The following is a 25,977-nucleotide window of genomic DNA, read 5'->3' on the forward strand; positions in this document are numbered from 1 at the left end:
CCTCAAGCAGAATAGAAAGGATAGTCAGTATAGCCTTTCTCACTTCCACCATACAGTGAGGCAGGATCCGCGTTGTTCAGCGGGTAGCCCATTTTGAAACGCGCCGGTAAATCCGGGTTAGCGATAAACGTGCGCCCGAAGCCAAACAGATCGCCCCATCCCTTTTCCAGCATACGTTCGGCCTTTTCCCTGGTATAACGTCCGGAATACATGATGGGGGAACGGAAGGTTTCACGCAGCGCAATACGGAAGCTTTCGGGCATCTCCGGACTGTTGTCCCAGTCCGCTTCGGCGATAGACAGATAGCCAGTTTCAAGCTCGTTTAGCATCTGCGCAGCACGTATGTAGGTAGCATGCGGATCGCGTTCAACCAGCCCCAGATAAACGCGTTCTTCCTCTGTGCTTGAGAACAATGGCGCGAAACGTACGCCGACACGGTGACTGCCAAATACCGCACTCACCGCTTCGGTGACTTCACGCAGAAAGCGCAGGCGGTTATCAAGGGAGCCGCCATATTCATCGGTACGGAAATTGGTGTGTTCAGAAATAAACTGATTGATCAGATAACCGTTGGCGGCATGCAGCTCGACACCGTCGAAACCGGCTTTTTTCGCGTTCTCTGCTGCCGTGCGGTACATCGCCACAATCGCTTTGACTTCCGATGTGGTCAGTTCGCGCGGCATGCTGGGTTCCGTCAGCTTACCGGCACCAGGTCCGGTTTCAATAAAGACCCGTACGCCGCTGGCGGCAACGGCGGAAGGAGCAACAGGCGGCTGTTTACCGGGCTGCAACGCATTGTGCGATACGCGGCCCACGTGCCAGAGCTGGCAAAAGAGCGTTCCGCCTTCTGCATGCACAGCGTCGGTGACGTTTCGCCATCCCGCAATTTGTGCGTCGCTGTGAATGCCAGGCGTCCAGGCATAGCCCTGCCCGCGCGGTTCAATTTGCGTACCTTCGGTGATCATGAAGCCCGCGCTGGCACGCTGGCGATAGTACTCCACCATCATCGTGCCGGGAATGTTGCCCGGCTGCTCGCTACGGCAACGGGTCAGGGGTGGAAGCGCAATGCGGTTACGCAACGTGAGATCACCCAGCGTCAGGGGCGTGAAAAGAGACGACATAATTAACATCCTTAAAAAGAAACAGGGCTGGCATTATATTTACACATTTAAATTTGTAAATATGTAATGTGTGCGGTTATCTCCCGTTGTCATGATGACTCTGCCAGATTGCCTTCACCGCGCCCTTCACCTAAGCGGCACCGTTATCCTCACGGCAGAACGACCGTGCTAATGGTGGCTGTTTCGGCTTTTTTGCGGCAAAAATCGGCATCACCCTGCCGGTCGGGAAATCTCCCCCTGTCCTTTATCAGCGCAGTCTGAACGGATGCAGCCTCGATGATGAACGCAGCAAAACAATGGCTGCTCGGCGCATAAAGCAGAAGATAGCCGCTTTATACCCTGTTAAATCGTCAGAGCCGGTCACCTGAAACGCGACCTGCGCTACAGCTCGGGCAGAGACGAAGGCGAGTCGCCTGCACATAACATTGCTTCTCTGTCCCGTCCTCAGCATATGCATGCCGCCCTTTTCAGGAGAGAAGACAGGGATATATCAGGCTGGGGATACGACGGCACGTAATCTTTGCGCCACGGGGGCTTCTTCACTGGCACAGGCCCCATGCCTGCGCCCTTTCCTTTGCACCCTTTTTACACCGCACCCGATCTTTTTTACGCCACTTTTACACGCCGGGCGCTTAAATCAACGGCACCGGGCGCTGAGGCGTCCATGTAAAAGGAAACCGTTGATGAAATGTGTGAATGCGGCCTCTTTCCTGCCGGTTTGTGGTGATGCCGTGATTGCGGATCTTGCCGAGCAGCAGCGGCTGCGCCTGCTTTCTCCCCGTAAATGGTTCAGAGAGACAATGGAGGTCAACACCGATCCGTCCATGCTCAATCCGCGGCTGATTGCCCAGTGGCTGGGTTCGGCTATTCCCGATGCACGTCTGCTGACGCTGGCGCTGAACAGCAGTCTTTGCTTTGGCCTCTATCGTCATACCCGGCAGATCGGTTTTGCGCGGGTCGTTACCGATATGGCCGAAACCTGGGTTATACAGGACCTGTTTATCTCGCCAGAGTATCGCTATATCGGGCTGGGATCCTGGCTGCTCCACTGCTGTCTGACCCACCCTGGCGCCAGTGGCTGTCATCGCATTATTGCACTGAGCGACAGCGCCCAGGACTTTCTTGAACGCAACGGATTCATTTGCCATGCCTCACTGCCGGGTCTTTATCTCAGGGCGGTTGCGCCTTACGGCCTGAGCGACTCGTTGAGCGCTGACCGCGCCCACCACCATTAAGCGGACAGGACGCTTTGCCATGTGTGGCCTGCTGCAGTTTTTCATCCGACCTCAACCCGATAACGGCTGGACGCCGGGCACGGCAACTGATGCCCTGCCCGCCCAGAAGGAAAACACCATGTCAGGTTTTATCCTGGTATCACATAATCATTCACAACGTTCCACGCTGTCTGCAATTTATGAAGGTCTGCTTTCCCGCCACGGCGGACTCTGGATAAGCTGGGATGGTGAGACGACGGTGCTGCCTTCTGATGCACCAAGACCGCTGAGCATTCAGCAGAAAGGCCCTTATGAAACGCTGACCTTTCCTCTGTCTTCCGCCGAAGTGAAAGAGGGTTATCACCATTATGTTCATCAGGGATTGTGGCCGGTTTTCCACCAGCGTCCGGATTTGGCCCGCTTTTCTGCTGACGGCTATCGGGAATACAAAAAGATTAACGAAGCCTATGCGCGGGTCATCTGTGATAACGCTATGCCCGATGACACCATCTGGATACAGGATTACCATCTGCTGGGCTGCGCCCATTACCTTCGTGAGGCCGGACTGACTAATCCTGTGGGCTTTTTCCTGCACCAGCCCTTTCCCTCAGGCACGATGTTTGAGGCGATTCCCGACTGGCGCTGGCTCACACAGTCGCTGCTGTGCTGTGATCTGCTCGGCTTTCAGACCGTTCAGGACCTGAACAACTTTATCGTCTGGCTGGAAAGCGAATTCCGCACCGAGCGCCTGAGCGTAGACAGCGTTCGCGTGCAGGGGCGGATTGTAAAGCTCGGCGTCTTTCCTGTCGGGATCGATCTGGACGATGTGCGCTGCCTGCGTGACAGCAACAGCTGTGCGTTTATGGAAATGCAGTGTCGTGAAAGCTTACCGGAAAACACCGTTCTGAGCGGCGGTCATCTTGATGAAAGCGCCGGACTGCCTTACCGCATCAGCGCGGTAGAAGTGTTACTGCGCAAACATGCCGTCTATCAAAAAAATATTACCCTGCTGCAACTGGCCCCGCCTGCTGCGGGCTACGCGGACCGGGCAGCGGCTGTCACGCACACGTTAGAAACCCTGTGCGGAGAATGTAATGGCGTGCATGGCATGATGAACTGGTATCCCGTGAATTGCCTGACGCATGCCTACAGCCGTGAGGAGCAGGCGGGTATTTATCGTGCCTCACGCGTCGCGCTGGTCACGCCCCTGATGTCAGGCATGAGTCTGATGGCGAAGATGTATGTGGCCCTGCAGGATCCGGAAAACCCGGGTGTGTTGATCCTGTCACAGTTTGCGGGCGCGGCGGAGCAGATGGACGGCGCGCTTATCGTCAATCCCTACGATCCGGATGCCATGGCCGATGCCATTCACAGTGCCCTGCTGATGCCGCTGCGTGAACGGCGACACCTGCACGCGCGCCTGATGAAGGGGTTACATCTGCATGACAGCCATCACTGGGCAGAGGCATTTCTGTCTGTGCTGGGCGGCATGCCGGTCCTTCCGGGCCCGGTTATGGCAGCCGCGCCCGCGTTGCGTCTGAGCAGCAGCCGGGTGCGCTACTGAGGTGACAGGCAAACGCTGCGCCAGTCAGCCCCCTGGCGCCGGTTGCGGCACGGCAGACAACCTGACCGGGTCGCTGTCCTTTGCTGGCACTCAGAGCAACGCTTCAAATCACAGCCGCTGTGCTTTCCAGCGCGGCAACAATCGCGGCTTCCATTTTTTCAGGAGAAGTGATGGGGGCAAATCGTCTGAGCGGTTTACCATCACGCGCGATCAGAAACTTAGTGAAATTCCACTTAATCCGCCCACCCAACACACCTGGCAATGCCTGTTTCAGGAAACGAAACACCGGGTGCGCTGCGGCGCCGTTGACCTCGACTTTCTCGAACATCGGGAAGCTCACGCCATAGTTGATATGGCAGGTCTGTGCGATATCGTCGGCATTACCGGGTTCCTGCCTGCCGAACTGGTTGCAGGGAAAGCCCAGTACCACCAGCCCCTGATCGGCATACTTTTTGTAAAGCGCTTCCAGGCCTGCATATTGGGGCGTGAAGCCACAATGACTGGCGGTATTCACCACCAACACCACCTTGCCAGCGTAGTCGGCCATCGTAATGCGCTCGCCATGTAAACGGGTAGCACTGAGTTGATAAAAGGCCGTCATAGTGTAATCCTCAGAGAAAAAACATTTACCGCCAGGACTGGCGCGCCGTACATCACAACACAGGGGCACGGCAAGCCGACTTTTGATCGGCGGCGAAGGCGCTGGCAACAGGATGTGACCCGGCCCACCCGTTTTATGGCACACCCTCTTCGCGCTTAGCCAGGGATAACACTGGCTATGATATTTAAAAAGACGTGGCCAAAGCATAACAGAGAAATACGCCTGTCATTAAACCAGCGGTGTACAGCGGAACGATGTCGCGTTAAGAAGAAAAAGGCCCGGCCCCCATGTTTACAGGCGTTTGTTGCCTGTCCCGTCAGAGCGGCTGTCTGGCTCATCCTGTCTCTTTCTCCCAACGTCATTGGGCGATCAGTTGCTTTGAAACCTGATGATTTGGCCTCTAAAAATCAGAACCCAAAATAAACCTGTACAATGACTGATTTGTTGTATAACTTAGATCTATACACTCAGCATAATAACTGTACAATGGAGAAACTTATGCAACACAGACTGCCCGTAACTGGCGTAAGTAAAGATGTTTCATCCTTCTTCAGCCGCGCATCACTGCCCTCTCAGCAGGAAACGTTGGGCGTTGTTGTGGTTGAAATACTCAGAGCAGGTCGTACGCTGAACCGCAAAGCGCTTTGCAAGTCGCTCATTGAACGTATGAGCCATGTTTCTTCTCCTCAGGAAGAAGAACACCTGCAGGAACTGTTGCGCCTTCTGTTCTGATACTGGCTGGAACCTTCTGAAAGGGACTTTGCGGCACAGTGGCTGACATACACGACAGCCGGGCAGGCAAAACTTATTCAGAGAGTAATAATGACATACAGTAAAGATGAAAAACTCCGTGACACACTCATTGGAGAGGCTGCCCTGGCATCCCTTGAGGAGCAGGGCAGCGTCACATTCAAGAGCGTGCTGGAAAATCTTGATGCCATCATGAGTTCTTCTGACAGCGAAGAGAAAAGCCGCGCAGTCAGCATGGCCATCAGTGAAATTAAAGCCGATATGGCCGCTCGTCGCTCTCTTGATGACAGGGACGATGACCATGCCGCCCATCTGTCACAAGATGCCGATGAAACCTCACGGAACTGACCGTGTCTCAGCGTTATACACGTCTGTCAAAGCAAGTCATTTACGATTAACGACACAAGCAGGCTGTCTGTTTGGGGGTGAAAACAGCGTCGAAGCGCTATCCCTGCCAGGCAAGGCTTTCTGGAAGACAAAACGTTTCGTATTACCGTGACCGGAACGACACCAGAGAGAGTAAGGCCCGATATTCTGCGCACGTAGCTTACGGCGACTGGCCCGACTGCGACGCAGATAAGAAGATGCCTGACGTGAAGCGGATATTAATGCATCTTTTTCATAAGCCGGATAATGAGTTCACCGCAGTCCGCGCGCGTTTTTGCCTCTACGCTATGTTCACTCATCGTCTGCAAGGCCTTCGTCAGGTCTTCAGGCATGACAGTGCCCTCCCGTCTCAGGAGCTGGCTGACGGTTCTGCCTACCAGAGCAAGCACCTCTTGTGAAATATCGTGCTCATTGTTTTTCAATCGTCCTCCCGGCAGGTGTATAAACATACAGTTTATCACTTTTCATCCCACCACCCAACCCTGGCTCTTTCTTGCGCTTTCAGGTTAAGACAGTGCAAATGAAACTGAACACCCGAAGAGATTACGCTAACGGTAATAACTTTAAATGAAAAAGATTTTCTCCCTTCCGGTCGCAGTGCCATTATGTTCCCTTTAACGCACGAATAACAGACCTGGTCTGGGTTACGCGTACCTGTTTCTGAGCGCATCACGACAGAACAGGGTAAGTGCTGAATATTTTAAGCAGGCATTATCTGCGGGGACGACTACAGTCAGTGGTGAGGTTGTCATAAATCGTACTTATGGAGGATTGACCGTGTTACTTCAAGACGACGAGAAAGGCCACGTCATTATTGGCGAAGCAGCATTGCACCTGGCGCTGGCTGACAGGGAAATAAACATTACTTCTCTGATGAATGAACTGAGACGCATGGCAACAGACAATTGCAGCGACGATCGCCTGAGTAAAATCCTGGAAGCCAGAACATGGCTAAGAGCATTTTTAACGCCCGGTCTCGTAAAGCAGCCAGTGCCCTACCTGCAGACACTTGCAGGCCTGAACGAAGAAAAGAAATAACGCCAATGGACGTAGTCCGGCCCCGGCCGGAAGACGACGATACGAGATAACCTCATCGGTCTCGCGCGAGCGTGTACCGGCCGGAGATACTGTCAGGGACGACACTTCACGGCATGTTGCGAATAACCACGGTGTTGTCTTTTGCTCCTCGTGCGGTCAAAACACGTTCTGTAAACGAAACGATCGCGTCAAACACGCGGATACAGCTGGCTCACGACGCGTGGCGCTTTCTTTCAAGTACGGCCGCCCCCCTTCCTCACTGTGTTCCCCTGACACTCACTTTCGGGTTGACTTTGCAGCCTGTCAGAAATATGCAGGACGATTTAACGTTGACCTGCGTGTCGTTTTGTTTATAGTGAGTCGCTGTTCTGCTCAGGAAAGCACCATTTTGCCCCCTGACAGGCATCGCCGTCTGCCCCGGACATCGCGTCCCGGCAGGAATGTCCTTCCTGAAAGCCCCTTATGGCCGTAAAGGAGAATTACCATCATGCGTCTTACGCCACCCTGAGTTTTCCCCCTTCCCTGGCGCACCGGCTTAACCGATCGCGCACGCAATAACATCCCGACTGCGGATGTGCTTTTGCATCACTAAATTTTGCCCGCATGGGCTTACTTTCATCTAAAAAGCTGAGAAATCAACATGTTGCTGTCCTCGACGCGTAAGGACTGGCTGGGTAACGTCCGGGGTGACGTCCTTGCCGGTATTGTGGTCGCGCTCGCCCTTATTCCAGAAGCGATCGCCTTTTCGATTATCGCTGGCGTAGATCCCCAGGTCGGACTCTACTCCGCGTTCTGTATTCCCTTCGTTATGGCCTTTCTCGGTGGCCGACCGGCGATGATTTCGTCGGCCACCGGCGCGATGGCGCTGCTGATGGTCACGCTGGTTAAAGAACAAGGCTTGCAGTATCTGCTGGCGACCTCCGTGCTGACCGGCCTTCTGCAGTTGCTGGCAGGCTATCTCAGGTTAGGCAGTCTGATGCGCTACGTCTCCCGCTCGGTGGTGACCGGCTTCGTCAACGCGCTGGCTATCCTGATATTTATGGCCCAGTTGCCGGAACTGACTCATGTGAGCTGGCAGGTTTATGCCCTGACCGCTGCCGGGCTCGGCATCATTTATCTTTTCCCCCGGATCACCAAAGCCATCCCTTCCCCCCTGGTCTGCATTATTGTTCTGACTGCAATCTCTGTATGGCTCCATCTGGATGTGCGCACCGTCGGCGATATGGGCAGGCTGCCCGACAGCCTGCCCGTGTTTCTGATCCCGGACATTCCGCTGAATCTGCACACCCTGCTGATCATCCTGCCTTACGCCGCAGGCCTGGCTGTGGTGGGATTGCTGGAGTCGATGATGACCGCCACCATCGTGGATGACATGACCGATACAGGCAGCGATAAAAACCGCGAGTGCAAAGCGCAAGGGATCGCCAACATCTGTACCGCCTTTATTGGCGGTATGGCGGGCTGCGCCATGATTGGTCAGTCGGTGATTAACGTGAAGTCAGGCGGCCGGGGACGGTTGTCCACCCTGACGGCGGGCGTGGTGTTACTGCTGATGGTGGTCTTTCTGCGCCAGTGGGTGTCTCAGATCCCGATGGCAGCCCTGGTCGCCGTGATGATTATGGTATCTGTAGGAACCTTCTCCTGGCAGTCGATTGCCAACCTGCGCACCCATCCCATGTCCACCAGCGTGGTGATGCTGGCCACCGTCGTCGTTGTGGTCGCCACTCACAACCTGGCGCTGGGGGTGCTGATCGGCGTACTGATTGCCTCGCTGAACTTTGCCACTAAAGTGGCGCGCTTTATGGCGGTGTCCTCTGAGCGGCAAGGCAACACACGAATTTATACCGTGACGGGCCAGGTCTTTTTTGCCTCGTCCGATCGCTTCACCCGCCATTTTGACGTCAGCGAAGAGCTGGAACGCGTCATTATTGATGTCACCCATGCACATTTCTGGGACATCACGTCAGTGAGCGCGCTGGACCGCATCGTGATCAAGTTCCGGCGGGAAGGCACGGAGGTCGGGCTGCGGGGAATGAATGCGGCAACGCAAACTTTGGTTGACCGCTTCGGCGTGCATGACAAACCTGACGAGGTTGAAAGACTGATGAACGGTCACTGAGAAACAGGGCTGGGGCTGTTTGTCCCAGCCACTGGAGGCGTGGCCAGACGCGCCACGCTTTCCCGCAGTTGAGTGTTTCGGATGGGCCTTCTACGCTTAAGCCTGACCAGATGGGCGTTACTGTACCGTCTGTTTATATTCAACGGTTAACGGAGGTCAAATGACAGACACGACTGTCACCCGTAAAGATACCCACACGCTTTTTTTTGATGTCAATGAAACCCTCCTGGATACCGCGCCGTTAAAAGCCTGTGTGGTGCGTCGCCTGGGCAATAAACCCGAACGCGCAGAAGCCTGGTTCACTTCGCTGCTGCATTACTCGCTGGTGGAATCCGTCACAGGCAGCTGGCACAGCTTTGGTGATATCGCAGAAGCCGTGCTGCAGATGACCGCCGAACGCTATGGGATCACGCCTTTACCTGACGCTACTTCGCTGGCTGACGCCTTATCGGCCATGCCGGCTTTTCCTGACGTTGCAGACGGTTTATCCGCATTAAAATCGCACGGCCTGACGCTGGTGGCGTTGACGAACTCGTCACAGGCGCTGGCTGAAAAACAACTCAGTCAGGCGGGACTAAGCTCTTTTTTCAGCCGGGTGCTCAGCGTCGAGTCATTACAGGTCTATAAGCCGGATTTGCGCGTTTATCGCTGGGCAATGGATGAAATGAAACAGCCAGCCACATCATGCATGATGGTAGCCGCGCACGGCTGGGATGTCGGCGGTGCGAAGCGCGCGGGGATGAAAACCGCCTTTATCGCGCGGCCGGGACAAACGCCTTTCCCGTTGGCGCCTGAACCCGATGTGATCGTCAGGGATATTGGCGCGCTTGCCGCTGTGTTCACTCACCGGTGAAACAGAACCTGCCCCGCGGTAACGACAGCCCGCAGGGCAGAAAAACCCACGCAACCCTGCTATGATCGCCGCCTGTGAGCAGTAAGCAATTTCCCTGAGGACCTGATATGACCCCTGATGTTCCACTCAAGTATTATGACATTGCTGAAGAATACGCGGCAGAAACAGCAACGCCGGTCAGCGAGTCAGAACATGATGCGCTGGCGCACTACTTCCAGTTACTGATTACCCGGCTGATGAATAACGAAGCGATCAGCGAAGACGCGCAGCAGGAGATGGCCGCCGAGGCAGGCATTGATGCGGCGCGTATTGACGAGATCGCCACCTTTCTGAATCAATGGGGCAATGAGGACTAATGTCGATAACTGATGCACGTCCGTGCATCAGTTTTATGGGCTGCCTGTCCGCTTTCTGTTTCTTTTAATATATGGACTCAAAAAAAGGATTTTTCACACTCAGCAGGAGCAAGAGGAACGGCACAATGCCTGATGTGGGCGGGATTGGGCGGTCAAAAAAGTGAATGTCACAACGGAGCGCCGTCATGAGAAACTGCACCTGTGCCGGGCACAGGCGCAGACGATAAAGGCTAGGACGCGTATTTGCCGAAGGATACCGACTCCTCCTCCTCATTGGTAATATTAGGTTTCGCCAGGCTGGCGCTCACGCCCCAAAAGTAGCAGACCAGGGAGGCGACAATGATAAGGATCATGTCGAATGGCGTGCTAATCACGCCGCTCCCGCCGTAGGTACCGAGCATGGAAATCACCATCACCACAATGTAGTAAGCCAGCAGCCACCAGGCGCAACGCAGATCCTGACTGAATTCGCTGTTCTTCTTACCAAAGACGGCGTAAGCGACCCAGGCAATAATCAGGATCGGGATAAGAATCTCATTGACCGACCAGCCGCTCCAGTAAATCAGGAGCGTACTGGCTACAAACGCCAGCGGACTGAGCAGCCCGGCTATCGGCAGGCGAAACGGGCGCTGCATGTCCGGCAGGTGACGACGAAATGCGCCCAGCGTGATCGGGCCCGGCATATAGGTAAAGACGGTGGCCGAGGTGACCGCACCGATTAATCCGCCCCAGACCTGAAACTCAGAAGGCAGCGTCCAGGCGATGGCCAGCAGCAGCGATAACCACAATGCGCCGCGTGGTACGCCCGATTTTGCATCCACTTCACCAAACACTTTAAACAGATGACCGTTACGCGCCCAGGCAAACAGCACGCGCGCAGCCCCCGCCAGATAGATGTTGCCGGTTCCGGCCGGAGAAATCACGGCGTCGATAAGAATCAGGTTAATCAGCCAGGTCAGTCCCAGGCTGCGCGCTAAATCGGCATAGGGCGACTGGAACACCTGCTTCAGCCCGGCCCAGCCATGTTGTGACAGTAAATCGGCCGGCACCGCGCCCATAAAGGCATACTGCAGGGCCAGGTAAATCACGAAGCTGACGGCAATGGCAATACCAATCGCCAGCGGTACGTTGCGCTGTGGGTTTTTGGCTTCACTCGCAAAATCCACGGCCTGGCGAAAACCAAGGTAGGCAAAGACAATCCCTGCCCCCGTCAGCGAGCTAAAAACACCATGCGCCCCGCCCGGCGGTGCTGGCGGAACGTCAAGATTCGGCGCATGAAAGTAAAGCAGGAGCGTAATGATGGTCAGTACCGGCACGATAAATTTGAAGGTGGTAACAATGGTATTCACACGACCAAAGAAACTCACGCTCCAGTAGTTAAGCAGGAAAAATACCACCAGCAGCCCAATCTGCACCACAAACCCCAATCCCGTTGGGCTGCCGTCCGTATGCCCCAGGGCAGGCCACCAGTAAATCGCGTACTGACGAACAGCCTCCACTTCCACTCCGGCGGTGCTGGTATACGCCAGCAGAGAACTGACACCAATAACAAAGCCGACAATATTGCCGTGCGAATAGTTGGGATAACGCACAAAACCCCCTGCGCGCGGCAACGCCGAGGAGAGCTCGGCGTAAACCAGGCCAATCATCAGCACAATCACCGCACCCAGTACCCAGGCCCAGCCGGTATGGCTGCCTGCATAACCGGAGCTGTTAAGGGCGGCATACAGCCAGCCCGACCCGATCATGGAGCCGATGCCCAGTAACGACAGATCGACCAGTCCTAATTTCTTTTTAAGTCCCGTGGACGCCATAATATGCCCCTGTATGATTTTGATTATTAGATGTTGTGCGTGGGAATAAAGCATATTGTGTGCCAGCACTATTTTACTGTCGTGATGGTTTATGTAAGAAACATTCTGGTTCACATAAGCAGGCGATAAAGGGTTTCAGGCGATGCTTTCTACGGAAATAAACAGATCTGTCGACAATCAGGGCAAAATTAAGCAGGAGATCACGGTGCAAGGCGCACTGCAATGATCCGAAAAATATATTGTGAAGGTAATTGAAACATTCCATCACCGGTAAAAAAGTCATGACACAGTTTTGAACGCCTCTGAGCCTGAAAGCCGGTGAAACAGCCCCCTGAGAAACTGACGCGCCTACCTTCTGCCCTGCCTTAGTCAGGCTTTGTACGCCCGCCGTTCGCATTTTGCCGGGCCATCCGATCCGGGAACGTCAGACGCAAAAACAGGCTTTCCTCATCCTCATTAATATGATCAATAAGAGCGGGCAGTCACAGACGGCGTTTTTTGCACCAGGCCGACACGTAAAGATGTGTTCTGGCCTGCCGGGAATAAAAACAGATTGGTCAGGCGGCACGGAACTTTTTTATTTGGCCCGCTGATGGTGTGTTAATACCCTGTCCGCAACATTAAGGGAGAATAAGTGAGAAAATGGCGCAGTGCGGTGCCCTTATTTAAACAGCGGATGTCAGTGAATCATCTTTATTAAACGGCCACATTTTGCGCCTGTTGCCAGCGTCCTGAACGGATCCGGTAATCCAGCCCGGACGGGCTGGATTACCGGCACAACAGGCTCCCGGGAAAGCCACCGTTACCCGATACTCAACTTTGGGTAGGCTTCCCACTATACCGGCTGATCGGTTTTTCAGACGGCTGTTTCATCTCACGTCCAAACGCGCGGACGCCTGCCAGAGCCGGTTTAATCCCGCGCCATAACTCTTCATCTTTCAGTAATCGGATGATGCCGCGGATGCCGGGTGCGCTTTTGTCTTCCCCGGCCAGTCCGGCCCCCCGCATCGCTTTTGCGGCATTAACGATCCCCAACAGCACAGGATTGAACTCTTCGGGGGGAATCGTTGCCAGCGCCTTAAAGACCAGGGACAGATTCTGCATGGCATTAAGCGCTCCAGGCTGGTTCAGGCCGTCAACCAGCACTCCGGCAATCTGGGTATTGGCATTGACGATATCTGTAGCCAGACGCAGGAAGCCATGTTGGTGAAGGCTTTCCAGCAGCGTGGCAAGGGCTTCGTTTGCTGTGGGCTCGGTGCGCGTGGGCGGCACGTCATACTTTAGCGGTTCAGCCATTAAAACTTCTCCGGATGGGCGGTGTGTTCAGGCGGCAGCGTATAACCTGGCTGACGCCATTTATCCTCAACGGGCAGATGATCGCGCGGCGTGCGGTGCCCATGGCGAAAATTGTGCGACGGCAGCGGTGAAGCGTGAGGAGGACGCGCCAGCTTCTCCAGGCGAATGGCAATTTCTTTATAGGCTGGCGTCTGCACGTCAGGATCGTGATGATCCCCCGTGAGTCCGTTTACGCCCGGCTTACCATGGTGTATCGGGATAAAAAGGATATTACCTGCCACGCGTTCAGTAATGATCACCGGCACCTCAAGCGCACCGCGCCGTGACGTCAGCCTGACCCAGTCGCCTTCCTGCAAGTGACGCTCCTGTGCCAGTGCGGGGCTGATTTCAACGTACCAGTGAGGCGACAGCGAGGTGATTCGTCCCCCCGCCCCCGTCTGGTTGGTGGCCTGAAAATGCTCCAGCATGCGGCCGTTGTTAAGCAGCAGATCATAATGGGCATCGCTCTCCTCGGCAGGCGCTTCCCACTGCAACGGATAGAGCCGCGCTTTGCCATCGGGGAAGTGAAAACCGTCGGTATAGAGCAACGGCGTGCTACTGCCGTCGGCGCTGACAGGCCAGAGCTGTGACTGCCAGCCCGCCAGCCGGTCATAGCTGACGCCGGCAAAGATACCGGCGATGCGCGCCGCTTCCGCCATAATGTCGGCGGGATGCTGATAATACCAGGGATGGCCCAAGCGGCTGGCGAGTTCGGTCAGTATTCGCCAGTCGGGACGACTGTCGCCTAAGGGCGGTAGCACCTCGTAAAAGCGCTGAATACGCCGTTCGGTGTTCACAAACGTCCCCTCTTTTTCGACGCTCGGGCAGGCAGGCAACACGACATCCGCAAATTCTGCCGTCCGGCTCATAAAGATATCCTGCACCACCATAAAATCGAGCCGACTGAACGCCTCATGGACTTTTGTGGAATGCGCATCCGCAAATGCCGTTTCCTCACCAATGATGTACATCGCTTTCAGCGTGCCCTGATGCGCCTGCTCGATCATCCGGTAATTATCTGCGCCCACTTCCGCCGAAAGCGCTTCCGGATCGACGCCCCAGGCCGCCGCCCATTTTTGCCGCACGGCCGGATCCGTGACGCTTTCATAGCCGGGATAGACATTACTCAGGCAGCCAAAATCACTGGCCCCCTGCACATTATTGTGGCCGCGCATGGGATACCCGCCGGTGCCTGGCTTACCATAGTTGCCGGTCACCAGCAGCAGATTCGAGAGTGCGGTGCTGGTATCCGAACCGTGACTGTGCTGCGTAATGCCCATCGCCCACAACAGACAGGCGCTTTTGGCCTGGCCTATCATTTCTGCCGCGTTCGTCAGTTCCTGCACGCTCAGACCGGTTAACTGACTGGCATAGTCGAGCGTGAAAGGTGCCAGCGACGCCCGAAACTCGGCGACGTTATTGACCTTTTCGGCAAGAAAGGCCTCATCGGCATAGCCGTGATCGAACATGTAACGCGCCATCGCCGATGCCCACACCATGTCATAACCCGGCTTAATCCGCAGGTACAGATCCGCGCGCTCAGCCATTTCATGGCGACGGGGATCCACAACGAGAAGCTGCTGCCCGTGATGTTTATGGGACTGTTTGATATGGGAGGCAATGACCGGGTGATTTTCTGCAATGTTGCTGCCGACGATAATGATCAGCGACGCCTGCTGCATATCCTTGATGGTTCCCGCGTCGCCCCCATGGCCGACGGTCCGGAACAATCCCTGGGTGGCAGGGTTTTGACAATAACGGGAGGAGTTATCGACATTGTTGGTGCCAAAGATTAAACGGGCGATTTTTTGTGTCAGATAGGCTTCTTCATTACTGGCTTTACTGGAACCGATAAAGCCGATGCTGTTGCCGCCCGACTGTCGATGAATCTGCGTCAGGCGCTGGACGATAACCGCCAGCGCTTCATCCCAGCTGGCGGGACGAAAGCGCCCCTGCTCACGGATAAGCGGGGTGGTCAGGCGGTGCGGATCATTCACAAAATCCCAGCCAAACTTGCCTTTTACACAGGTTGAAATGCCGTTTGCGGGTGCATCTGCAACCGGCTGCACTTTTAAGATGTGGCGATCACGCGTCCACATTTCAAAACTGCAGCCTACGCCACAATAAGTGCAGACCGTTTTCGTTTTTTTAATTTCAGACTGGCGCATCGCCATATCGATCAGTGAAACACCGGTAACGGGTCCCGCGCCGATGCTGTTTTCCAGTTTTTTAACCACGTCAATCAGCGGACGCTTCACGGTTTCCGGCATATTGGTGAAGGGACCGGCATTGGGCTGCATCGTTTTTTCCAGCAGCGCATTGCAGGGGCAAACGGTAACGCAATGGCCGCAGCTCACACAGCTTGATCCGGCTATGCGCTCGCCACCGTCCCACAATACGCGCGGATGGTCGGCGGTGTAATCGATAGACAGCGTTTCGTTTACCTCGACGTTCTGGCACGCCTCTACACAGCGACCACAGAGGATACACTGGTCAGGATCGTAAGTATAAAAGGGGTTGGTATGGTCTTTTTCCGCAGGTTTACGCTCATAGGGATAATACTGAATCGGTATCGCCATATCGCTGACCGCGTTGTGTAAGGTGCAGTCGCCGGTATTGTGCTCGCATACCGTACAGTAAAGTTCATGGCGCGCTAAAACGCGGTCCATGCCCTCTTCCTGCGCCGCCTGCGCCTGCGGATCTACACTGCTCACCACCATGTCGTGTGCGGTTTCTAACGTACATCCCCGCACCAGTTTGCCCGCATGCTCTACCCAACAGACATCACAGGTTTCCAGTGGCTTCAGAGCGGGGTGATAACAGACATGCGGCAGTTTTTTGCCGTGCAGTTCGAGAAAATCAATCAGGGGCAAACCTGCCTGACCTGACAGCCGTTCCCCGTTGTAGACAATGGTGCATGTTTCCATGATTTTACCTTTTTTCTTTTCGCGGATGGGATAAGCGGTCATCGGCTTTCTGCCTGTATAAAGGCCAGGTAATTTTTATTTCCTGTTAAAACTAGTTGTGCACAGTCGATAAATCAGGCGAGACGGCAGGAGAATTTGAGGGAAAAGGGGTAACAAAGTGTAAGCGCAATATCGGAAACAGGATTCTTATACCAACGGAATATGAAACAGGCAGCCAGCCACCAGGAAAACTCTTAAATTCTTTTTTTTGCTCCCTTCCTAATAGTTTTTGGTTGCCGCTTACGCTTGCGAAAAAATATTTTGTGAAATTAACTTAGCGACAGGTTTCCCCCAAACCGAATTTCACTGTTTCACTTAACCGCCGCGCCGGCGGTTTTTTTTCGCTAAAATAAAGCTAGTAAAATGACGTAGCGTTCTCATATAACAGACCCGCGTTTTTTCGGTGCACACTTTCGGATGCCAAACGATTATATTCACGTTTCTCTCGTGTTATAAACGCCGCCCTGTACCAGACCTTTCCACAGCAGGTATGGGCTGTGACTTACGCTGGCACGGTGAAGGCGAGGCGGCCTCGTCCTTTGCCACCCATGCTGTTGAGATAAAACGTCATCGGTCAGTCAGCTAACCACAGGGGCCGTCTTTAACCGCCAACAGTCCGGTCCCCGGTACTCAGACGAGATCCCAGACTGCGGCGGCCCGGTTAACTGCGAATTATTCAGGGTTTTAAAATCACTTTTGTCCACCCGCTGTCGCGGTTGTCAAAATGTTTATAGCCCTCTGCGGCTTCTGTCAGCTGCAGCCGGTGGGAAATGATTTGTCCCGGCTTCGCTTTGTCCTGCGCGATCAGACGCGCCAGCTGGCGGTTATAGGCTTTGACGTTTGCCTGACCAGTGCGGACAGACTGGCCTTTAAACCAGAAGCTGCCGAAGTCGAAAGGCATTTTACCTTCTTTCGCCAGATCGGTGGCAGCACCGGGATCCTGTGGCACAAACACGCCCACCACGCCAATGCCGCCCGTCGCTTTGGTGGAGGCCACCAGGCTGTTCATGGTGTCGGCGTTATCTTCAACCCCATGTTTGTTACAGCACTGATATCCCACACATTCGCAGCCACAATCGGTGCCCCGGCCATCCGTCAGGTCGAGAATTTTATTTACCGCATCGGCCCCGGTGGCATTAATGGCAATGGCACCGAGTTTTTCAGCCAGCGCCAGCCTGTCGGCGTGCGTGTCCACGACGTACACTTCGGAGGCACCCTTGATAATCGCCGAATGCGCCGCCATCAGTCCTACCGGCCCTGCACCATAGATAGCCACACTTTCACCGGGTTTGAGCCCCGCCAGTTCAGTGGCATGCCAGCCGGTGGGAAAAATATCAGACAGCATGACGTAATCGTCTTCCTTTTCAACCGCATCGGGTGGCAGCACCAGGCAGTTAAAATCGGCAAAGGGTACGCGCAATAATTCTGCCTGACCACCAGACCAGGGCCCCATTTCGGCAAAGCCGTACGCCGCCCCTGCCGTGCCTGGATTGGTCGTCAGGCAGAAGCCTGTCAGCCCTTTTTCACAGTTTTCGCAGAATCCGCAGCCTACATTGAAAGGCAGGCAGACATAATCTCCGACTTTCACGCGCTCCACACCGCTGCCGATCTCTACCACCTGCCCCAGATTTTCATGGCCCAGGATACGGCCCTGTTCGAAGCTGGTACGCCCTTCGTACATATGAAGATCGGACCCGCAAATATTGGTGGTGGTGATACGAACCAGAACATCCGTGGGACGCTCAATTTTGGCATCGGGCACGTCTTTTACTGACACATCGTATGGTCCGTTATAAACGACTGCTTTCATATTTTTCCCCTCGGGTCATGGATGATTTGGCGCCCACCGGCCCTGACCGGGACGGCGAGCGGCATCGGATTTTCTGGGCTGGTTAATCAGCCTGACGCTAATCGTGCGTTCGCTGTGGAAAGAGGCCGTTCGCTTAAAATACGCGTGACTAAAAAGCGTGATTGCCTGCCCTGTTTTTAAAATAATTAGGGTTGCGCAATATTTTCGGATATTTCCGACAAATTTAACTACGGCGGAATAATGACAGATTCCCTCTGGAATGACCTGCGATACATTTCTCCTTCGTGGTTAAGATTTGCCTTCATGTTCTTTTTAAATCAGTCTTAAAAGCGTAACTGAGATAAATAAAATTGCTGCTCATCGTGAAAATTAATTCAAATAAAAATAACTTAGACTTTTTTTACAATGACTTATCTGAGAAGGTGATTATGTGAACGGAAGTTACAAAGGAGAAAAGCGAAGCCGCCTGCTGATTTAATGCACAGCAATGCCGTAAACCTGAACAGATTAATTACAGACGGTATCCGAAAACATGCATTCCTTATGTCTGACAGAAAATCGTGTTTATTTTTCACAGGTTGCGCATTATGCCGGCAGGGGATTATCACGGCCTGGCTTATATTACCTTTCTGCGTGTTAATTTATCATGGCAGTATTCGCGCTTGTGGCCCGTTCCCGCCGGGCTTTAATTACAGACTGCCGGATGCTTACTCTGTCAATACAGATTCAGGCAATACACTGATCCTGCCTGTGTGCTAACGGTTTTTTCCTTCGGTGCTGAGCCGGTCTGGCGGGTCAGACCGGTGTGCAGACATAAACGTGCACAACGCTATCAGGCAGAGAGATGACAGCAGGTAAGTGATCTCCGGCCTGCCCCATCCGATGAGGTGCCTGCGGGGGCGCAGGTTTTTACGATGCGGCAGCGTGCCCATTCAGCCTGGTTTTGAACGTCCCGGCAATATCTTACTTTCCGCGCCCTGCTGTTTAGCGGAAAAATCCTGTTCCACAGGGTGTTCTGTGCCCATCCGGCTACTGATGTCGATACCGAACACACAGAAGCCCAGCAAGTCTTTGGCTTCATCTTCCACCCGGGTAATGATAACCAGATCAATACGGCCGCCCGGCAGCGTCACTTCATAAGGCGGATAAGGCAGCCCTTTTTCGCGGAAATCCTGAAGCCATAACAGTTTATCCGCCTCCGAAGGGATGACTTCATAGATATAACGGTCGATGAGATCGTCCAGTTCCCAGCAGACGCGTTCGGCGAAGGTCTCACTGGCATCCACGATCCGGAGATCCGTGTTGAGGAAACAGATGGAGGTCCCGGGCGCAGCGTACATGGACGAGATCTGATGCGCGCGCTGATCGAGAGACATGCGTTGTACCCTGCGATGAAATTTTTTACCCGGTCGGGTGAGTAGCAACGCGTGCGTCTCATCTGCGGTCAGCGGCTTGCCGAATAAATAGCCCTGCGCATAGGTGCAGCCTATTTTCCGCAGCATTTCCGCCTCTTCCTCTGTTTCAACCCCTTCGGCGATCACGTCCATATCCAGACTGCGTCCCAGGCCGACAACGCTGGAAACAATCTTGCGACTGTCCTTTTGGTGCAGCATTGAGCGAATGAAACTGCTGTCGATTTTGATTGTGGTGGCAGGAAGCTGAATGAGCCAGGCCAGGCTTGAGAAGCCGGTGCCAAAGTCATCCATTGCTATCATGCAGCCCATCTCTGAAAGGTAATCAATCTGCGCACGCGCTGAATCCACATCATCTATCAGAGCCGTTTCGGTGATTTCTATCTTGAGCCTGGGCAAACTGAAGGCGTACTGATTTGCCACGTGCTTGATGATGTCAGGCAGATGACGGCCCTTCAGTTGGGAAGGCGAAACATTAACCGATAAAAACTGCTGTTCGGGCCAGGTGCCTGCGGTCAGGATGCCCTGAGTTAACAGGACGGCGGTCAGTTCATTCAGCAGGCCCTGACGTTCCATTTCGGGAATGAATTGATCGGGCGGGATAATAAGCCCGTCCGGTAAAACGCGGCGGGCCAGCATTTCAAAGCCGACGACCCGCTCATCCTCGAGCGACACAATCGGCTGAAAATAAGGCGTAAATTCACCGGCCTGAAGCCGTTTCTTAAAGCAGGTATGCAATGTCGCATTTTTTCTTTTCGTGTTCATTCAGGTGCCTGCAACCTGCCGCGTGTTTTCATCCGGCCGTTATGGGTGATCGGTTAGTCGTTAAGTCCTCATAAAATGACGAGGTTTCATATCTGAAAAAGGCGCGCCGGCGGAATGTCTGCCGTCACCCTCTCTTTCAGTCAGTCATGAAAGGTTGAGCCACCGTGAGACGGCCGCATCATATTGCTGCACGTCGGGAAACGCCGGACGTTTTGCCTTTCATTCTTCTGCCAGCACTTGCGCTGTGATCGTGTTATCGGCATTAAACAAGCGAACCGTAGTGATTTATGCTTTTCAGTTGCGAATCACCTCGCATGATCCCCGCCAAGCCCCTGCCCTGCCTTGCTGACAGGCTGCTGAAGAGCCGCAGCCAGGCGGCGCATTGACCGTGATGATCGGGCTGGGGCGAAATTTTTTCGTCCTGCGTGGCGTGTCACTGACAAACGCCCCGGGAAGACGAGGGACACCGTCACGGCAGACTGGCTTGTCCCCGCAGCAAAAACGCGGTGCTACCGCTGCCTTGCTTCATCCTGAACAAGCCGCCACGCGGGTAGGTTTTGTAAAGACAGAGGCTGACTATGTAAATTATTCCTTGTCTGGCCGGGCCTGCCGATAACCTTTTTGCAGCATTAGCGGAAACAATTCTTATGGAGAACCTTATGTTCAGACCAGGAAAAATGTCACTCAACATGATGCTCAACGCGGCTTTCCTGACCGTCATCATGCTCGGCGTGTGTATTACCCTTTTTGCCGGTATCAAGCTCAGTACGGTCAGAGATCAGCAGAAGCTGACGGTGGCCCGACTGAATGATTTACGCACCTTACAGACCATTAAGGACAATGTTGCACAGCAAACTACGCTGCTTCTGGCGGCATCCTCGGGTGACAGGCACGCATCCATACAGGATATCGCTGCAAAATTTGCGGCATTACAACAAAACAGTGATGACACCACCGCCCACTTCCGCACGCTGATTAACGGAGCGCGTACCATTCCGGGTATTAATCTCAGCGAAGTGGATGAAGCCTCTGACTTTTTGAAAAAAATCGAAACGTCATCGCCGTCTTTCAAAGCCAGTGCGACGCGAGCCCTGCAACAGGACGGTAATGCCGTCCGTGAACATATCGACAACGCGCTACTGACGGACCTGGCGAACTACCGCTCAGCCGTCAACGATATGGTGGCTTATCAGGATCGTGTGACCGGCGGTACGGCAGTGAAGACCGAAACGGGGCTCGCAGGCGTGTTCCTGTCGCTGAGCGTACTCACCGTGGTGTTTATCGCTCTGGGCTTTGTCATGAGCTGGCTGATTACGCGCCGTATCAAGAAACAGTTGGGCGCAGAACCCGCCCAGGTACAGGCGCTGGCCGCCGCCATTGCCGCCGGCGATCTGAGTACGCCGGTTAAACTTCGCCGCGATGATGCTTTCAGCCTGATGGCCTCACTGGCAGGCATGCAGGACAACCTGCGTGACCTGGTATCGCAGATTAAAGCCTCATCCGCTTCCGTCTCGCTGGCGGCCGATGAAATCTCACGAGGCAATACCGAGCTGTCTTCCCGAACCGAACAGCAGGCCGCCGCATTACAGGAAACGGCCGCCAGTATGGAGGAGCTGACGACAACGGTGAAAAACAATGCCGCCAGTGCGCAGAAGACCGCCGAGTCTGCCCGTGAGACCGCATTGCTGGCACGTAAGGGGGAAACTGACGTGCAGAAAATGTCGGATACCATGCACACGATTTCGGCCAGTGCGCTTAAAGTTCGCGACATCATCGCCGTGATTGAAAGCATCGCCTTCCAGACTAATATTCTGGCGCTCAATGCCGCCGTAGAAGCCGCGCGCGCCGGTGAAGATGGCCGGGGTTTTGCGGTCGTTGCGGGGGAGGTCAGAACACTGGCGCAGCGCAGTGCGACGGCAGCCCGTGACATCAAGCAGCTCATTGAGCAGGCGGTTACGCAGGTGGAAAGCGGCGTGGGCGTCGCACAGGGAACGGGGGAAAGTATTCTGAAGATTGTCGGTATGGTCGGCTCACTGGCGTCCGCCATGGATGAGATTTCACTGGCATCGACTGAGCAGATGCAGGGTATTTCGCAGGTCAGCATCGCCGTCAGTCAGATGGATGGCGTCACGCAAAATAACGCGGCCCTGGTTGAGGAATCTTCCACCGCGTCTCACGGTCTGTCTGATCAGGCGCATGCGCTCCAGGCGATTGTGGAAACGTTCAGGGTCTGACCCCGACAGAGGCCAGATGCAGATGCTGGCCTCTTTCATGCTCAACGCGCCGCTCTCAGCTCTCCCCTTTCCCGTTTCTCAGCCATCAGGCATCGCTGTCTTTTAGCGGCTTCGTTACAGGCTTTCATGTCAAACCACCTGCGCATTCATTTCTACCGGTCAGGACAGTCAGATGAAACGCCATTCAGTCCCTCGGCATCCTGTTTAAAGGATTTAAAATGCTGATTGTCGTCAATTTTCACCACATAGACAGAATCGAAATCGGTTGCTGACCAGTCCGGCACCTGCCCGGCATCCCCACCCGTTTTTTCAACCAGCCTGCGCGCAGCGGTCACCAGATTTTTGTGTTCCCAGGAGATAAACGTCAGAGGCACCGCTTTTTCTGCCAGCAGATCCGCGACCAGCTTATTGGGCTTGTCGGCGTGAAAGCGCAGTATGACGGGTTGAGAAACCTGTACCGCCAGAGGAATAAGGGTTGAAAGCGGGCGCAGTGAACTGCCGGTTTTATCCTCTTTCGGTGCCGAGGCATAAAGCGCATCGGGATTGCCGTAACGGCTGAGCAATACCCTCGGCAGTTTCAGGGCGCGATTCAGCCCTTTGCAGGTCAGTTGCCCGCTGGCGTTGTCGGGCTTTTCGCCATGACGGAAAAACACAAATGTACTGTCAGCCGAAGCCTGCAACGGGATAAGTGTTGCAAGACCAAACAACAGCGCGAAAACGTTTTTCATCCGGGTTTCCTGTTGGCGATGATGGCGGAGTGGATAACCTACTTCACGTGGGCCTGTAATAACCAGGGGTAAATGATGGGTAAGACGGCAAAAGCAAAAGACTGGCGAAAATATCGCGGTTGATGTGGTCAGATTTATCGGCTGTACTGCGTCTGCCAGGCGCGAATATTTTTTGGCGGCGGTCTGTGATTATAAGGCCTGCCCCGTTTCCTTTCTCTGCGTTGTAAGAGACCGGCCCGCGAAAAAAAGCCCCATTCGGGCATTACCCTACATGATCTGCAGACAAAGCTGCCCGGCTAAACAGTAGAAAATTTCATCATTTAGCTGACTTATGCATCCTGCAACATGGCCGATAACCAGTCTGTAATTAATTTTAATCACAGGGAGCAGTTATGTTAGGCAAATTATTCAGGAAATCCCCGCCCGCGCCAGAAGTCATTTTACCGCCACGCCAGGAGGTGCCCGTCGAAGAAGTGCCGCCATGCGGGGCGTTATCCGATCGTCTGGACAGTTTTTTGGCTCTGCTGCCAGAATTCTTGTGGGTCTGTGAGGGGAAAGACATCACCGACAGCACTCCGCTCTGGATTTCATCTGCCGCGCCGTTTAATTTTCCGCAAGGGGGCAACAATATTCTGACTCTCTCGGCGCTTTGCTCGCTTGTTCATGATGAAGACAAAAGTCATTTCAGACAGCTTTTACGAACCGTTCAGCCCTCTGCCGCTTCCGGTGTGACCCATAAATGCCGTTTTATGACGGCAGGCGGCAGCTACGAATGGTTTCAGGTAGCCGTTAAACGTGAGCGCGGCGCTGACGGCCATAACCAGAGGCTGACAGGTACGTTGCTGAACATCAGTGAGGACGTGGCGCACGAAAGCGAATATGACATTGTCATGACCCGCTTCAACCTGTCGCGTGAAATGCTGAATGACGGGCTCTGGGACCTGCAGATCATCAATGGTGACCCTTTACATCCGAATAACGTTTTCTGGTGGTCCCCACAGTTCAGAAAACTGCTTGGATTCGAAACCGTTGAAGAGTTTCCTGATGTGATTGACAGCTGGGCTTCCCGTCTCCATCCCGACGACAGTCAGCACACGCTGGATGCCTTTATCAAACACCTTAACGACCATTCGGGCGCAACAGGTTATGACGTTGAATACCGCGTTAAACTCAAAAACGGCAATTACCGGTGGTTCCGTGCACGTGGGCAGACCCGACGGGACAAAGAGGGTATACCTTTGCGGGCGGTCGGGGCGCTGATCGATATACAGACGCTGAAAGACCAGGAAGTTCAGGCTGAGCATGAACGCCAGCGAAGAGATGAGGCATCAGCCTCTGTCAGTGAGATCGCTGATTTAGTCTCTGAAAATGCCAATATTGCCGCTCAGATCAAACTCATCTCACTGAATGCCAGCATTGAGGCCGCCAGAGCCGGCGTGCAGGGACGAGGGTTTTCTGTTATTGCCAGCGAAATCCGCGAACTGGCCGACAGAACCGCGGAGATAACCGAAAACATAAGCCGTCTGCAAATCCGGCTGGATGCCTCTTCGCGCCTTTAAAATCATCACTGCACCCTTCAGTTTCATCGCACACTTTCTGGTTGGCTTCCGGGGAGTGTGCCCACTACTCAACACAACATCCCATTTTGCCGGGCTCGGACTGAATTGCGCATCATACCCTTTACTGCCCCTGCTACGGGTCCAAAACCGGGCCTGGTCATCGGTGAATATGCGTTAACGCGCGATGAGACAAAATATGGACTGGATTTTGCTTGTTTTATGGACTGTATCACAGGGTGTGCAGGCAGGAAGAGCGCTTACGCTTCACGGCGCTGAATGCTGATGAGCTGCATTACGGAATGCAGCTCACCGGCGTCTGTTAACGAAGCAGAGACAGCATGGTCTGTGGCACCTGGTTGGCCTGTGCCAGTACAGAAGAACCGGCCTGCTGCAGGATCTGCGCGCGGGACATGTTTGACACTTCCGTCGCGTAGTCCGCATCCTGAATACGGCTGCGGGCAGCGGTCAGGTTGGTCACGGTGTTGTTCAGGTTGCTGATGGTGGACTCAAAACGGTTCTGAGACGCACCCAGCAGGCTGCGCTGGTTGTCGACCGCCTTAATCGCTTTATCAATGTCGGCCAGCGGCGTATTGCTGGACGCCGTCCCGCCAGTGCCGCCGGTGACCGCGCCCTTCAGAACGTCGAAGCCGATAGCAGAGGTGCTGCGGGCATTGCCGTTTACGGTCTGGCCCGTGGTTGTCTCGGTATTCTGGGTGGTGCCAGACTGCCCCGCTGCCGCCAGGTCGAAGCCGTCACTTGCGCTCAGCGTAATGCCGATTGTCTGACCGTCTTTTGCGCCTACCTGGAAGTTGTAGGTGGTGCTGCCGGAACCGGTGTTCAGGACTTTAATGCCGTTGAAGTCGGTTTGTTTGGTGACGCGGTCGATTTCCTGCATACGCTGGTTAACTTCCGCCTGGATTGAGTAAATGTCAGACGCTGAGTTAGAGCTGTTCTGCGCCTGAACGGTCAGGTCGCGTACGCGTTGCAGGTTATTGTTGATTTCGGTCAGGGCGCCTTCAGCCGTCTGCGACAGAGAGATACCGTCGTTGGCGTTACGGGCTGCAACGGTCATACCGTTGATGTTAGAGGTAAAGCGGTTAGCGATGGCTTCGCCGGCTGCGTCGTCTTTAGCGCTGTTGATGCGCAGACCGGAAGAGAGACGCTCAATTGCCGTGCCCAGAGCAGACTGTGATTTGGTCAGGTTATTCTGCGTAACCAGTGAAAGCGTATTGGTGTTAATGACGGCCATGTTAAGTCCTTGTAGTTAAAGCGTGTATATCACGCTATACCGTTATCGCCACAATAGTTACTTTCTTTAACTGTGTCACAGAGAAATCATTTAACTGTCATA

The 25,977-nt window shown here is 54.3% G+C and carries 20 protein-coding genes; 10 read left to right on the top strand and 10 right to left on the bottom strand.

From position 1 onward, the window contains the following. Nucleotides 1-2: 2 nt before the first annotated feature. On the bottom strand, nucleotides 3-1,121 hold the full coding sequence (locus tag GC087_RS13680) for an alkene reductase (RefSeq protein ID WP_324028521.1): 1,119 nt from the start codon (nucleotides 1,119-1,121) through the stop codon (nucleotides 3-5). 683 nt (nucleotides 1,122-1,804) lie between these two features. On the opposite strand from GC087_RS13680, the gene GC087_RS13685 reads away from it, so the two are divergent. Further along, nucleotides 1,805-2,356, top strand: a complete 552-nt coding sequence (locus GC087_RS13685; RefSeq protein ID WP_054633930.1) for a GNAT family N-acetyltransferase — start codon at nucleotides 1,805-1,807, stop codon at nucleotides 2,354-2,356. 118 nt (nucleotides 2,357-2,474) lie between these two features. Further along, nucleotides 2,475-3,899 (top strand): alpha,alpha-trehalose-phosphate synthase (UDP-forming), encoded by a 1,425-nt coding sequence (locus GC087_RS13690; protein ID WP_054633963.1) that lies wholly within the window; start codon nucleotides 2,475-2,477, stop codon nucleotides 3,897-3,899. A gap of 103 nt (nucleotides 3,900-4,002) precedes the next feature. On the opposite strand, the gene GC087_RS13695 is transcribed toward GC087_RS13690, so the two are convergent. Then, a complete protein-coding gene (locus tag GC087_RS13695) occupies nucleotides 4,003-4,500 on the bottom strand; it encodes a glutathione peroxidase (protein WP_054633931.1) in 498 nt (165 codons plus the stop codon). A 498-nt stretch (nucleotides 4,501-4,998) separates the two neighbouring features. On the opposite strand from GC087_RS13695, the gene ycgZ reads away from it, so the two are divergent. Both ycgZ and GC087_RS13705 read left to right on the top strand, forming a co-directional pair. Then, nucleotides 4,999-5,232, top strand: coding sequence for a regulatory protein YcgZ (gene ycgZ, locus GC087_RS13700; protein WP_006119672.1), 234 nt, complete (start codon nucleotides 4,999-5,001; stop codon nucleotides 5,230-5,232). Nucleotides 5,233-5,322: 90 nt separating this feature from the next. Beyond that, entirely contained in the window at nucleotides 5,323-5,598 is a 276-nt protein-coding gene (locus GC087_RS13705; RefSeq protein ID WP_324028522.1) for a hypothetical protein, read from the top strand. Between the two features lie 257 nt (nucleotides 5,599-5,855). Here GC087_RS13705 and GC087_RS13710 read toward each other — a convergent pair whose 3' ends face one another. Then, complete coding sequence (locus GC087_RS13710; protein ID WP_072209556.1) at nucleotides 5,856-6,059, bottom strand: hypothetical protein; 204 nt, start codon at nucleotides 6,057-6,059, stop codon at nucleotides 5,856-5,858. Nucleotides 6,060-6,414: 355 nt separating this feature from the next. Here GC087_RS13710 and GC087_RS13715 point away from each other — a divergent pair, with 355 nt between their 5' ends. From GC087_RS13715 to GC087_RS13730, 4 genes are all read left to right on the top strand, one after another. After that, on the top strand, nucleotides 6,415-6,675 hold the full coding sequence (locus GC087_RS13715) for a hypothetical protein (RefSeq protein ID WP_006119675.1): 261 nt from the start codon (nucleotides 6,415-6,417) through the stop codon (nucleotides 6,673-6,675). A gap of 640 nt (nucleotides 6,676-7,315) precedes the next feature. Beyond that, nucleotides 7,316-8,794, top strand: a complete 1,479-nt coding sequence (locus tag GC087_RS13720) for a SulP family inorganic anion transporter (RefSeq protein ID WP_324028523.1) — start codon at nucleotides 7,316-7,318, stop codon at nucleotides 8,792-8,794. Nucleotides 8,795-8,954: 160 nt separating this feature from the next. Beyond that, on the top strand, nucleotides 8,955-9,647 hold the full coding sequence (locus tag GC087_RS13725) for a haloacid dehalogenase type II (protein WP_033741034.1): 693 nt from the start codon (nucleotides 8,955-8,957) through the stop codon (nucleotides 9,645-9,647). A 107-nt stretch (nucleotides 9,648-9,754) separates the two neighbouring features. Beyond that, the gene (locus GC087_RS13730) at nucleotides 9,755-10,003 is read left to right on the top strand and encodes a DUF2543 family protein (RefSeq protein WP_006119678.1); all 249 of its coding nucleotides are present in this window, start codon (nucleotides 9,755-9,757) and stop codon (nucleotides 10,001-10,003) included. A gap of 230 nt (nucleotides 10,004-10,233) precedes the next feature. Here GC087_RS13730 and GC087_RS13735 read toward each other — a convergent pair whose 3' ends face one another. From GC087_RS13735 to GC087_RS13755, 5 genes are all read right to left on the bottom strand, one after another. Further along, complete coding sequence (locus GC087_RS13735; RefSeq protein ID WP_033741033.1) at nucleotides 10,234-11,817, bottom strand: APC family permease; 1,584 nt, start codon at nucleotides 11,815-11,817, stop codon at nucleotides 10,234-10,236. An 813-nt stretch (nucleotides 11,818-12,630) separates the two neighbouring features. Next, nucleotides 12,631-13,113, bottom strand: coding sequence for a helical membrane plugin domain-containing protein (locus GC087_RS13740; protein ID WP_039340755.1), 483 nt, complete (start codon nucleotides 13,111-13,113; stop codon nucleotides 12,631-12,633). Further along, on the bottom strand, nucleotides 13,113-16,079 hold the full coding sequence (fdhF, locus tag GC087_RS13745) for a formate dehydrogenase subunit alpha (protein ID WP_164481841.1): 2,967 nt from the start codon (nucleotides 16,077-16,079) through the stop codon (nucleotides 13,113-13,115). The genes GC087_RS13740 and fdhF overlap by 1 nt, the downstream gene beginning before the upstream one ends. A gap of 715 nt (nucleotides 16,080-16,794) precedes the next feature. After that, complete coding sequence (locus tag GC087_RS13750) at nucleotides 16,795-17,928, bottom strand: glutathione-independent formaldehyde dehydrogenase (protein ID WP_033741031.1); 1,134 nt, start codon at nucleotides 17,926-17,928, stop codon at nucleotides 16,795-16,797. A 932-nt stretch (nucleotides 17,929-18,860) separates the two neighbouring features. Then, a complete protein-coding gene (locus GC087_RS13755; RefSeq protein WP_205951784.1) occupies nucleotides 18,861-20,105 on the bottom strand; it encodes a sensor domain-containing phosphodiesterase in 1,245 nt (414 codons plus the stop codon). A 659-nt stretch (nucleotides 20,106-20,764) separates the two neighbouring features. Here GC087_RS13755 and GC087_RS13760 point away from each other — a divergent pair. Further along, complete coding sequence (locus GC087_RS13760) at nucleotides 20,765-22,339, top strand: methyl-accepting chemotaxis protein (protein WP_324028524.1); 1,575 nt, start codon at nucleotides 20,765-20,767, stop codon at nucleotides 22,337-22,339. 152 nt (nucleotides 22,340-22,491) lie between these two features. Here GC087_RS13760 and GC087_RS13765 read toward each other — a convergent pair whose 3' ends face one another. Further along, on the bottom strand, nucleotides 22,492-23,067 hold the full coding sequence (locus GC087_RS13765; protein WP_205951782.1) for a histidine phosphatase family protein: 576 nt from the start codon (nucleotides 23,065-23,067) through the stop codon (nucleotides 22,492-22,494). 392 nt (nucleotides 23,068-23,459) lie between these two features. On the opposite strand from GC087_RS13765, the gene GC087_RS13770 reads away from it, so the two are divergent. After that, a complete protein-coding gene (locus tag GC087_RS13770; protein WP_162285599.1) occupies nucleotides 23,460-24,626 on the top strand; it encodes a methyl-accepting chemotaxis protein in 1,167 nt (388 codons plus the stop codon). A gap of 319 nt (nucleotides 24,627-24,945) precedes the next feature. Here GC087_RS13770 and GC087_RS13775 read toward each other — a convergent pair whose 3' ends face one another. Next, nucleotides 24,946-25,875, bottom strand: coding sequence for a flagellin N-terminal helical domain-containing protein (locus tag GC087_RS13775; RefSeq protein WP_324028525.1), 930 nt, complete (start codon nucleotides 25,873-25,875; stop codon nucleotides 24,946-24,948). Nucleotides 25,876-25,977 lie beyond the last annotated feature (102 nt).

This window comes from Pantoea sp. JZ2 (assembly GCF_035191405.1).
Lineage (GTDB): Bacteria > Pseudomonadota > Gammaproteobacteria > Enterobacterales > Enterobacteriaceae > Pantoea > Pantoea stewartii.